Genomic DNA, 11,973 nt, shown 5'->3' on the forward strand with positions numbered 1-11,973 from the left:
CATGACACTATATCAAACAACATTCGACATTTTCAATAGAAATTATATGGGTTCTGCTGCAATGGCAGTTATTGGGCAAAGCTGTTTAGGAGGCGCTGCTGCAATGTACGTTTTAGCAAACGGAACTTCTATTACACAAATGATTCAGCTGGCTATTATTGTTTTAGCTTGTATATTTGTAAACACTTCAATTTTGGCACAAATGAAACATAAAGTAGTTTTTAACCTCTTAATTTTGAGCTCAGTATTAAGTGTATTATTTATTCTTTTAAACACAATTTTTCTGTGAAAAAACAAATAGAAAATAGAGCTGACGTAAATTTTCTCGTCAACCATTTCTACGATAAAATAAGAGCCGATCAAGAAATCGGCTTTTATTTTAATGAAATGATTTCTGATTGGGAAGCGCATCTCGAAAAACTTACTGATTTTTGGGAAACCAATTTATTTGGCGTCCGAAAATATAAAGGAAACCCGCATGCTGTGCACAATGAAGTTGACGCTCATTTTGATGAAAAAATCACAGCAAACGAATTCGGGATTTGGCTGAATCACTGGTTTCAAACCATCGATGAATATTTTGAAGGTGAAAATGCCGATACTTTAAAAAGACGCGCCAGAAAAATGAGTACTTTTTTATATATGAGTATGTTTAAACATCGACAGAAAGAAAGCGAAGTTTAAGTGTCATTGCGAAGAACAAAGCAATCACACTATATTGATTTAGCAAAAGGGATTGCTTCGTTTCTCGCTATGACCAGGCTTTGTGGTTATTTCTCAAAAGCATATACCAAAGTGAAATTCTCGATTTCGAGATAATGAACATCAAAATCTTTAATTAGATCATCAAAATACAGACTCGCTGAAGTCTGTTTTTCGTTTAAAGAAAAATCTTCAACGCGAATATGGTCTTTAAAACTGATTCCTTTTTCATTTCTAATTTTAAAAATCGCTTCTTTCGCTCCCCAGATAACAGTTAGTTTTTTAATGTATTCTTCGGTAAAATCTGGTTCTAGATAATTGCATTCGTAATCAGTAAATTTATCTGCAATTCTGATGATTTTTTCACGCTGCAATTCCATATCAATCCCAACGGTTTCTTCGCTGATAATTATAGCCGCATAATTGTACGAATGGGTTATAGAAATATAATTATGACAGTCAAAATAAGGTTTTCCGAATTCATCATAATGCAAATCCTTATCGGTAAAACCCATTTCCTGAATCAGCATACGCACACTTAAAAAAGCACGTTGGTGAAGTTCAGATTTCATTCCGTCCAATCTTCGTTGTGTTTTTTCTTTTAAAGTAACCTGACTGTACAATTCTTCAAAAGATTCGGTAATCTTCCAAATTAAAATTTTAGTGTTTTCGTTGAATTGAATGGTTTGAAATAGAGGCATTTTTGAAATTGTTTGTTGTTTTGCTTTTAAACCATATAAGTTATGTAAGGAAATATTACTTTGGGTTTAAAAATATGTGTTAAGTAAATTTAAGCATTCTTAATAAATCTGCATAGTTAAGAATCTTTTTTTAAATGAACTTATATAACTTATATGGTTTAAAACGCACAGTCCAGAATCTTTTTTAAATGAACTTATATCTCTTATATGGTTCAAAACGATTCTCAAACTAACATTCTAGAGATTAAGAAATTAAAGATTTCACAAATCTTACAGAAAATAGTAAAATTCAAAAGCTATTCCTTAAATTTGCAAAAAATTTACAATTATACAAATATAATATAAATGAGTACTACAACTACGCCTTATGTGGCTTTCAAAGTAAAAGATATTTCTCTAGCGGCTTGGGGAAGAAAAGAAATTGAATTGGCTGAGGCTGAAATGCCAGGTTTAATGGCGCTTCGTGCTGAATATAAAGATGAGCAGCCTCTTAAAGGTGCTCGTATCGCTGGATGTCTTCACATGACTATCCAGACTGCTGTTTTAATCGAAACTTTAATTGCTCTTGGTGCTGAGGTTACTTGGTCTTCTTGTAACATTTTCTCTACTCAGGATCAAGCTGCTGCTGCTATTGCTGCTGCTGGAATTTCAGTTTACGCTTGGAAAGGTTTAAATGAAGAAGAATTTGACTGGTGTATTGAGCAGACTTTATTCTTTGGTGAAGACAGAAAACCATTGAACATGATTTTGGATGATGGTGGAGATTTAACAAACATGGTTATCGATCGTTTCCCAGAATTGGTTCCTGGAATTAAAGGTCTTTCTGAAGAAACTACAACTGGTGTTCACAGACTTTACGAAAGAGTAAAAGCGGGAACTCTTCCAATGCCTGCAATCAACATTAACGATTCTGTTACTAAATCTAAATTTGATAACAAATACGGATGTAAAGAATCTGCTGTAGACGCTATTCGTCGTGCAACTGACTTAATGTTGGCTGGAAAAAGAGTTATTGTTTGCGGATACGGTGACGTAGGAAAAGGAACTGCAGCTTCTTTTAGAGGCGCTGGTTCTATCGTAACAGTTACTGAAATCGATCCAATTTGTGCTTTACAAGCTGCAATGGACGGTTACGAAGTTAAAAAATTAGATACTGTAATTGCTAATGCTGATATCATCATTACAACTACAGGAAATAAAGATATCGTTGTGGGAAGTCACTTCGAAAAAATGAAAGACAAAACTGTTGTTTGTAACATCGGACACTTTGATAACGAAATCGACATGGCTTGGTTAAACAAAAACCATGGTGCTTCTAAAATCGAAATCAAACCTCAAGTTGACAAATATACTATCGCTGGAAAAGATATCATTATCTTAGCTGAAGGTCGTTTAGTAAACTTGGGTTGTGCTACAGGTCACCCAAGTTTTGTAATGAGTAACTCATTTACAAACCAGACTTTGGCTCAAATCGAATTATGGAACAATGCTGCAGCTTACAAAAACGAAGTTTATATGTTACCAAAACATTTAGATGAAAAAGTTGCTGCTTTACACTTAGCTAAATTAGGAGTTGAATTGGAAACTTTACGTGAAGATCAAGCTGCTTATATTGGTGTTGAAGTTCAAGGTCCATTCAAACCAGAATACTACAGATATTAATCTATTTTAGATTTAAGATTGTAGATTTCTGATTTTTAGAAATATATCTTAAACCCGACAAGTTTTAAAAAACTTGTCGGGTTTTGTTTTTGTTTCAAGTTCAGTTGCGATCTGAAACCTGACAGGTTTTAAAAACCTGTCAGGTTTACTTCCAAAAAAATAACTCCCTTCAAAATTTCAAAATCAATAATGATTAGGGCGTGACAACATCTAGGCTACTTCGGTGGCTTATTCCTGTCCCTCAAGCAAAAAAAGACCTAACAATTTTATTAAACCAATTGTTTTTTTGAGAAAACATTTCTCAAAAAATTGCACGTTTATAAATATCTCCTTACTTTTAATTACCAAAAATAAGTTTCTAATTCTCAACGACATAAACAATATACTTTGAAAAAAATATCTTATTTATTCGTCTTCATCTTTTTACTAAGTCTTCCGCATATCATTTTTTCTCAGGAAAAAAAACCAAAAGTTGTATTAGTATTAAGTGGTGGCGGAGCAAAAGGAATTGCCCATATTCCGCTTTTGCAAAAACTGGATTCGCTGCACATTGTTCCCGATCTTATTGTTGGAAATAGTATGGGAAGCATTATAGGCGGATTGTACGCGATGGGATATTCTGGAGACAGTATCGAAAAAATTACCAAAAATATTTATTGGGATAAACTTCTCGGCGGAGGTCAATCGTTACGATCTGTAAGTGTAGAAGAAAAAAGAGAATTTCAAAGATATTTAGTCGGAATTGGAGTTAAAGACGGAAAACTGAACAGCATTGGTTCTCTTTTAAATGATCAAAATCTAAGAGAGTATCTTTCTGAATTAACCTTTCCTGTCTATAATGTAAAAGATTTTGACAGTCTTCCAATACCTTTTAGAGCCATGGCCACAGACTTGGTTGAAGGAAAAGAGGTTATTTTAAGCAAAGGCAGTTTAGCTTATGCTATGAGAGCAAGTATGTCATTGCCTGCTATTTTCAAGCCAATGCCTTACGGAAAATCAATATTGGTAGACGGTGGAGTATTAAATAATTTCCCAACAGATGTTGCCAAACAAATGGGTGCCGACATTATCATTGGGAGTGATGTTGGAGGCGGAATGGAACCATTGGACAAGCTGAATAACATTATGACGGTGTTAATGCAAACCAGCATGTTTCCGAGTAATATTAAGAATCCTGCAAACCGTGATCTTTGCAATATATTAGTAGATCACTTCCCTAATTTACGATTCTCAACCGCTGATTTTGCCAAAAGCAATGAAATCTACAAAGACGGCAAAATAGCCACAAATCAAAATCTCCCGGCATTAATTTCTTTATCTGAAAAGCTTAAAGCATATCCACAACGAACTCATGCATTGCCTGAGATGCCAAAAGAATTTGTGTTTGACACCATAGTTTATAGAAGAATAAGTCCCGAAAACATGCCTTTGGTTGTAGGGAGAGCAAATCTTAAAACACATGTAAAATACACCACCAAAGATTTATTAGAAGGAATTAACCGAGCTATGGGTACTAATTTATTTGAAGAGATTACGTACAGCTATTTCATAGAAGATAAAGACAAACTCGGCATCAATTTATTTGGGTTTGAGCGTGCCAAAAACCAGCTCAGCACTTCTGTACATTACGATACTTACAGAGGAGTCGGCATCATTTTTAATTACACAGGAAGAAACATTCTGGCAGACGCTTCCCGCCTTCTTATAACTGCCGATATTGCAGAACAGCCAAAAGTGAGAATCAATTATCAGAAAAATTTTGGAGGACGCAGAGAATGGTGGTGGGCAACAGAAGGTTACGGAGCTTTTCTGAGACAAGAAATTTACATCAATGGTAAAGCTTCAGACAATATACTTTACAATGCTCTTGAATTCAATAATGAAGTAAACCGAAATTTAAACTCCCTGAAAAGCTACGTAGGTTTTGGACTAAACTATAGCTACACTAATCTAAAGCCAAAATATGACCGCGAATATAATCCCAACTCCCTCTCAATAAACAACTACAGTTTTAACAACATCGAGTTTAATTTACACTATTCCTACAATGATATGGATAAGGTTTTCTTTGCTACAGAAGGAACCATTATAAAATCAAATGTAGCGCGATCATTCCTTACCGATATCGAAACCTCGTTTTCTGATCCAGATTTAACTAGCATTTCTGGTTCAACAAATGGTTACACCAAGTTTGGTTTTACTTTTGAAAAGAGATTACCTATAAAAAAGAAAATTACAGGAATCGTAGGATTTGATTCTTATTTTATTTTTCAAGATAAACTCAAAGAAGATGATATTCCATTTTCAGGATTTGGCTATGCTACAAAATATTTCGTAGGTGGCATTATACCAAGCTCTGGCAGTAATCGTTTTTCATTTCCTGGCCTTCACGAAGATGAACTCAATGTCACACAATACATGGGTGTTAAATTGGCATCTCAAATCAATATTACAGGAAAAATTTATCTGACACCTCATTTTAAAGTTGCAACTGTTGGCTTTGACACTTTTAACGAATATCTAGATCACGCCTTTAACCCAAAAGGAAAATGGGATGACAACATGGATACTAGTCTTGTATTATCAGGAGGAGCCGCAATCTCCTACCAATCCATTTTAGGACCAATCATTTTTGATACCTCATGGATAAATAATATCGAAAAAGTAAGACTGTTTTTTAGTGTCGGATTATCGTTTAATCCATAAAGATCATTTTTAAAAAACCAAAATTTCAAAACCCAAATTCTAAATTCCAAAATCTAAAATCTAAAATTAATTTGGGCGTGCCACCACCCCGATAAGAGGGCAAAAATACTTTACGCTTATTCGCCCTCTTATCGTATAATCGGAAAAACCAAAAGTTAGACTTTACAGAGCCAAAAGTATCAAAAAAATATACTGAATAAAATTATTTAAGAATAAAAAGAAAGCCAGTACAAATATGTACTGGCTTTTAAATACCATTTAATCACTCGTTAAATTTTCTGTCACACCACCCGAGCTTATTTTCTTCAGGTTCATCCTTTCCAACTCGATTATAATTCTTTTTATTGTCAAACGTAATTACTGGGACTTTGTAGATCATTTTACTGTCTCTATATTGCTGTTTGGCATTTTGCTTTAGTTCAATACCTTTTGTAACGTATTCAAATGACAGACCAATATGATTCAATATTCTTGTAAAACCAACGATATCATCTGATGAAGTAAATGAGCAATTTAAGTAACCATCTCTTAATAAGTCCTTGATTGATGCGTTATAATAAGCTTTATCTTTGTTTAAAACACTCCACAAAGTTATATAAGCGTTTTCTTTTGATTTTAAAATGTGAGCATCTATAGTTGTTTCCTCCGCTGGTGTCATAATTTCAAGTATTTGTTTTTACAAAATTAATTTGAAATAAGACATGTGACTGTTCCGAATTGTATCAAATTTTAAGGTTTAAAAATCATTATATCAGTGTAACTTGTCTGAAAATTAACTGTGGCATTCATTGTTTCGGTATATGCTCCATTAAAAGGATTGCTCATAGGTGTTTTCGTTTCAATCCACTCACAAAGCTCAATGATTGACGATTTATTTGATGTAAAATAAAAATACTTTGTATTTTCTAAAACATTTAAAACATCTAAGTAATCGTGTAGCTTCCAAAAATTTTTATACATACCAGTTTCAGTAGACAAGTATGGAGGATCAACTAAAAAAATTACGTTTGATTTATCTTTATATAAAGCAAATAATTCTTTATAGCATTTGCTAGTAATTTGGATACCTTCCAAGTATCCAGTAGCATCATAAAATGATTTTCTAACGCAGTTATATAATGTTTCCTTTTCCAGCTGTTCATAGCTTGTCACATATTTCATACTGAATAATAAGTTGCTTGATAATGTAATGAAATCAATCTCACCACTTTTTTGAGCCTTTTTTATGCATTTTAAAACAAGATCTCTCTCTTTCCCTATTATCTTTCGTTCTGGAAGACAATCGTGTAAAATTTGCCTTAATTCATTAATTATTAGATTTGTTTTAGGAATGTTTTCCAAACGTTTACTGTAATTATCAAAATCATTATAAATTACTGTAGCATCGGGATAAATTGATTTTACGGTATGGCTCAATAAGCCACTACCGCCAAATAGATCTACATAAGTTGCTGTAGGTGAATATTTTTCTAATGCAGGTATGAACTGCTTTAAGAATTTGCGTTTTTGCCCCATAAATGGCAAAGGAGCTGATTTAAAAAATTTCTTTTTTTCCATTCGTTTTTTTGATTGATGATTGATTATATTTGCACCTCCTACGATAATTAAACATGACGAAAAGCCACAGGTTAGAAGACTTTACAGTCCTCCAACGCCGTGGCTTTGTCGCTATGAATAATTACCGTAGGAAGTATTATTTATGTTGGAGGACTTCTTTTTTTATCCTACCTCCTAGGAATTATTTCTTTGTAAACTTTGTTTGATTTTTAAGCGTCAATATCTGCAACAGTTAACACATCACTAGAATTCATATACGAGATTTTATAAACTCCTGACGATTTTTCATATATTGTTTTTTGCAAATCAGGATTTAATAAAATTGTAGATGTTGAAAAATCGATGTTAGATAGACCATGTCCACCTATTTTGAAATCTACTTTTTGAATATTTGCACCTTCAGCTGGAAATTTATGATTACTAAAATTGGCGTATTGCCCAGTTATATACTGAAGATTTAATTGCGAATGAATATCACTTAAATTCATTTGTGACATTCTACAGTCAGAAACAAATACTGATCCAGTAATTCTTTCCATATTAAAAGTACTCATGTTAATATCTCTCACAGTTAGAACACTATATTTTGATTCTAAAAAGCAATTTTTTATGCTATTAAATCTTAGTGACAACTCTTGTACGTTTAGTATTTCACCACCAAACTCAGAAATATCATTAAATATATGCTCATTTCTTCCCCACTGAAATCCCTTTACACTTGATCTAGATCTAATAACGTTTCCATTAATGTCTGATCGCATTGAAATAAAATTGCCTTCATAGTTGTACTCTATTTTGTCGCCTACTTCTTTAGTGCCTTCATCTGTTTTAATCCAGTTTTCATCTAAGTTAAATTCATCTAAAGAAGCGCTTACAAGTCCAGTTACGTTTTTCCAATGAGAACCGCCCCAAATGACAATATCATCTATATTATATGCTTCGGGGTTGTAAGTGTCCGAAATATTAACAGTTGCTCCGCTGTTACCGCCTGTCATGCTTGTAGATGCTTCCCAATCTCCTGAAATATACTTCATTACGTTTTGGGTGTAAAAAATAGCTTTAGCCCCATTATTAGATGTAACTTCTTCACCATATTCAAAAGTGCCTGTAAGATCGCTAAAAGTAAAACCGCCAATAGTATCGCTAAAAATCTGATAAGTATTGTAATCAGGGTTTTTAAAAATACCGATTCCCGAAATAGCTATACTATTGTTTGAAATAGCTTTAACGATAATATCGCACCAACCATTATCTACACCTTTAATCAGATAGTTTAGTCCAGCTTTTAAAGATTCGTTTGCAACTAAATCGTCAAACTCTAACTTACTTACTTCAATTCCTGAAATATCTTCTAATAACGCTAGCACACCGTTTCTAAGTGGCAGTAACAATTCTGCGCCCGTTTCACCTCCATAACTTCCATCAAAATCAGGTTTAAGCTTTACTTGTTTTGCTAAACCTTCAATCATTTGACGAAACCATAAACCGTAATCTATATCTAAACTTACGTTTTTAATATTATTTGTGTCATCCGCTTTTGTATGAATAAAACCACCATTATAACCGATAGTTGCTCCCGCATTCGGATAATTGCCTAGTTCCTCATCAAGCATTTGCCAGCCGTTACCTATTGATTCAACATCAAAACTGGCAAAACTCGTTTTTGTACCGTAGTCTTCATCATTCCAATCTTTTAAAATATCGATTTGATTCGGATAAATACCCATTGTTGATTTATCGTTACTCGAATCTGTCAGCTTTATTTTTTTGTTTGTAGCTGTATCACCATTTTGAAGAACTTCATTTATATCCTGTGAACCACCACTACCACCAAACGAACTGGAAGGAACTTCTTTTACATCTCCGTCAGCCGATCTTACTAAAACTTTATCTTCTAATGTACCAGCATCAACCTGCTGAAAGTTTAAAGGTGTTTTAAATGTTTGTTTAGCCATAATTTAATTAAAAGTTATTTCTGAAACTTCCTCTGAGGTAGTCTGTTCAGATTTGATTAGTTTTTTGATTTTAACAACACCATCAATAAATGACAGCGTGATAAATTCGTTTTCGTTCGCTGAATTGGTGATTGTCAGGCAATCTTTTTTTACAATCTGCTCGAACAGTTTGAGCTTCTTTTTAAGCTTTTTGATCTGTTTAGTTTTAGACATATTTGTATTGGATTAAAATTCTTTTTCATTAAAAATCATAAAGCTTTCTAACAATGTAATATCACCGCCTAAATATTTAGCTTCAATTAATTTCCCTTCAACCATTCCGATTACATAATCTTCCGGTTCTAGTTCATTTGGCTTTGTAGTGCCTCGTTTGAAAATGGCAAACTCGCCAGCTTTGTAGACTGGATTTTTAACAATGTTTACAGCTTGTTGCAATAAATTATCCAAGCCAGTAATTTCTTCAACAGGAATCTTATCCAATTTATGACGGTAAGAATCGAAAACATCCCAAAACTGCTCCTGAGTAGGGATTAAACCAGTTTTAAACCAGTTTTTAATCGTGTTTAATGTTTGTGTTGCCATTATCCTGTATAAATTATGAAGTGAACAACTCTATATGGGTTCATTATATCAAAAGCCTGACCCAATCCGGCAGATTCTGTTTTATTCCCCAAGTTCTGCTGATTTGGAGAAGTATTACAAAAATCTCCTTGTCCACCATTGTCATCATTTGAACCTTTGATATTATGCGTATGCGGAGGCATCTCTGCAATTGTCAAGGTATGTTTTTGTGAACCACCATATCCGAGCAATGTATCAAAAGGCGGTGTTGATGTATCTAAACCAATTGGGATTCTTCCTTTTAACGGCTCGTATGGTGACCATCCGGCAGGAATAGAAGCGACAGGCTGACCCCATATTGCAATCATGCCTATTGGAATATTTGATGCTGGACGGGCTTCTAATGCTGTGATTCTAGCAAGCAAAGCGGTAATTGTTGTCTTATCCTCTTTTTTGTCTAATTCTCCCTGTATAAGCTTTGTTTCAAAACCTCTCTTGAAATCAGACCAGTTCCAGCTTACTGTAGCAACTCCAAAAGTGGCAATCCGCTTTGTGATAACGTCGTGAGCATTACCATCTTCAAACTCTAAGGCTGTTTTGGTTTCGCTGATGATTACTTTTGACTGGATTGAACCGCCTTTAAATGGCAAAAGCTCGTTATTGATAAATACAACTCCATCACTAACGGTTGTTCCGGTGACTATGCAACCGGAAATAATTGAAAGATCGCCAACAAGTGAGCCTAATGAATTAAAAATGCTCCAAGATTGCTGCATTTCATCAAGAAGGTTTGTTTCAAGTGGCAATCCGACACTTTGGTTAAAATCGAACTTAATCATATTGGCTGTATTTTGTATCTTTTAGATGCTAGTTTGTAAAATGTAATTAATGAGTTTAGTTCATGAATACTGGAACTTATTATTTCAGAAGGCACGTGGACTATAAAATCAGATCCGGTGCTTAAATATTCATTATTCTGATAGATGTAAACCTTTCCAAGAAAGGCGGGTCTTTTTTCCGCTCTAGTGTAAATGTATTTACGTGGAAAAGAATTTCCTTCACCTATGAAGATCCTTCGCTGTGCCGGATCTAGTTTGTCATTTAGAACCTTTCGCAACAGACAGACCTGACCTGTGTGGTTTAATTTGTACCAATCGTCAAGCCTCTTTATTTTCCAGTTGTAATGGAGCTTTGTAATTGGCAGAACCAATACCTTTAAATATTCTGTCAGCTTGGGTTTTCTTAAAAAAGTCGGCGTTAAAATCAGAACCAATCTTGGAAAATCGACATTATACCACATAAGTAATTGAATCAAAGTTGACAATTTCGAAATATCCTGCAACTGGAATTGTTTTTACATTGATTGGGGCAAATTCTGTGAATTGGCTAGTCGCCGTATCAAACGAACTCGAAGAAGCGTTTAAAATGTGAACGTTTTCAACTCCTTCGACTGTTCTTAATTTTTCAATTAAGTCATTGATAACTAATTCGCCATCGAAAGGAAGTGCTTTCATGTAACTTTTAATTGCAGTTTCAACGGGTTTTCCTCCGCTTATTTTACTACTACCGTTTGCATCCAAAACAAGAACGTCGTAATAAACTGCCATATTAAGAAGAAGCTTATCGGCTGGATTGTTTACTACATTTATTTTAACACCAGCATATTTGATTTCATTAATGTACTGGCTGAAGCTTGCAATTTCAGGATCTAAAAGAGGTCTTAATGATTCTCCTTCTTCACTGGCAACTTTTATAATTAAACGGTTGCTTTCAAGCGATTCTTTAACGGAACAGTATTTAATAATTTTTGAATCTTCGATCTGTTCTTCAGTATAATCCGCATTATCGAATTTATCGCTGTCGGTTATCAGATCGAAGCCGTATTGAAAAGCTAAAGACATATTTCTGTACCAGCGTGGCGTCCCTGATTTTTGTTCGTAAATTGCCTGATCGATCTCTGTTTTATGAATGTCGAAAATCTTTTCTAAAGCCCAAATCGAAAATGAAACGATGTAGACAAACAGCCTAAAAACGGCGACCTTACTTGTAGAAGTGATTTCTGATAAGGTTTGATTGGAAGCGATGCTGTCAAGCATTTCCTTTTGTATGATTTCTATTTCTCTAGCCAT

Annotated in this window: 13 protein-coding genes; 4 read left to right on the forward strand and 9 right to left on the reverse strand. The window is 34.1% G+C overall.

Features of this window, described 5'->3' with window-relative positions; all coding sequences use genetic code 11:
• Position 1: 1 nt before the first annotated feature.
• Together AC3E9W_RS14910 and AC3E9W_RS14915 are read left to right on the forward strand one after the other, a co-directional pair.
• Positions 2 to 289, forward strand: coding sequence for a hypothetical protein (locus AC3E9W_RS14910; protein WP_488768938.1), 288 nt, complete (start codon positions 2 to 4; stop codon positions 287 to 289).
• Complete coding sequence (locus AC3E9W_RS14915) at positions 286 to 684, forward strand: group III truncated hemoglobin (RefSeq protein ID WP_306155891.1); 399 nt, start codon at positions 286 to 288, stop codon at positions 682 to 684. Before AC3E9W_RS14910 ends, AC3E9W_RS14915 begins: the two co-directional genes overlap by 4 nt.
• 86 nt (positions 685 to 770) lie before the next feature.
• On the opposite strand, the gene AC3E9W_RS14920 is transcribed toward AC3E9W_RS14915, so the two are convergent.
• A complete protein-coding gene (locus AC3E9W_RS14920) occupies positions 771 to 1,403 on the reverse strand; it encodes a 4'-phosphopantetheinyl transferase family protein (RefSeq protein WP_488768939.1) in 633 nt (210 codons plus the stop codon).
• Positions 1,404 to 1,748: 345 nt separating this feature from the next.
• On the opposite strand from AC3E9W_RS14920, the gene ahcY reads away from it, so the two are divergent.
• Positions 1,749 to 3,065 carry an adenosylhomocysteinase gene (gene ahcY / locus AC3E9W_RS14925; RefSeq protein ID WP_306155889.1) on the forward strand — a complete coding sequence of 439 codons (1,317 nt, stop codon included), beginning with the start codon at positions 1,749 to 1,751 and terminating at the stop codon, positions 3,063 to 3,065.
• A gap of 387 nt (positions 3,066 to 3,452) precedes the next feature.
• Complete coding sequence (locus AC3E9W_RS14930; RefSeq protein ID WP_488768940.1) at positions 3,453 to 5,771, forward strand: patatin-like phospholipase family protein; 2,319 nt, start codon at positions 3,453 to 3,455, stop codon at positions 5,769 to 5,771.
• Positions 5,772 to 6,033: 262 nt separating this feature from the next.
• Here the strand turns inward: AC3E9W_RS14930 and AC3E9W_RS14935 are convergent, their stop codons facing one another.
• The 8 genes from AC3E9W_RS14935 to AC3E9W_RS14970 form a co-directional block, all read right to left on the reverse strand.
• Positions 6,034 to 6,429 carry a hypothetical protein gene (locus AC3E9W_RS14935; protein ID WP_488768941.1) on the reverse strand — a complete coding sequence of 132 codons (396 nt, stop codon included), beginning with the start codon at positions 6,427 to 6,429 and terminating at the stop codon, positions 6,034 to 6,036.
• A gap of 71 nt (positions 6,430 to 6,500) precedes the next feature.
• Positions 6,501 to 7,328, reverse strand: a complete 828-nt coding sequence (locus AC3E9W_RS14940) for a DNA adenine methylase (RefSeq protein ID WP_488768942.1) — start codon at positions 7,326 to 7,328, stop codon at positions 6,501 to 6,503.
• Between the two features lie 209 nt (positions 7,329 to 7,537).
• Entirely contained in the window at positions 7,538 to 9,283 is a 1,746-nt protein-coding gene (locus tag AC3E9W_RS14945; protein WP_488768943.1) for a hypothetical protein, read from the reverse strand.
• Between the two features lie 3 nt (positions 9,284 to 9,286).
• Positions 9,287 to 9,496, reverse strand: coding sequence for a hypothetical protein (locus AC3E9W_RS14950; RefSeq protein WP_488768944.1), 210 nt, complete (start codon positions 9,494 to 9,496; stop codon positions 9,287 to 9,289).
• A 12-nt stretch (positions 9,497 to 9,508) separates the two neighbouring features.
• The gene (locus AC3E9W_RS14955; protein ID WP_488768945.1) at positions 9,509 to 9,865 is read right to left on the reverse strand and encodes a hypothetical protein; all 357 of its coding nucleotides are present in this window, start codon (positions 9,863 to 9,865) and stop codon (positions 9,509 to 9,511) included.
• Entirely contained in the window at positions 9,865 to 10,683 is an 819-nt protein-coding gene (locus AC3E9W_RS14960; RefSeq protein ID WP_488768946.1) for a phage baseplate protein, read from the reverse strand. The genes AC3E9W_RS14955 and AC3E9W_RS14960 overlap by 1 nt, the downstream gene beginning before the upstream one ends.
• A complete protein-coding gene (locus AC3E9W_RS14965; protein WP_488768947.1) occupies positions 10,680 to 11,159 on the reverse strand; it encodes a hypothetical protein in 480 nt (159 codons plus the stop codon). The genes AC3E9W_RS14960 and AC3E9W_RS14965 overlap by 4 nt, the downstream gene beginning before the upstream one ends.
• The gene (locus tag AC3E9W_RS14970; protein WP_488768948.1) at positions 11,134 to 11,973 is read right to left on the reverse strand and encodes a nucleotidyltransferase; all 840 of its coding nucleotides are present in this window, start codon (positions 11,971 to 11,973) and stop codon (positions 11,134 to 11,136) included. The genes AC3E9W_RS14965 and AC3E9W_RS14970 overlap by 26 nt, the downstream gene beginning before the upstream one ends.

This window comes from Flavobacterium sp. 38 (assembly GCF_057799715.1).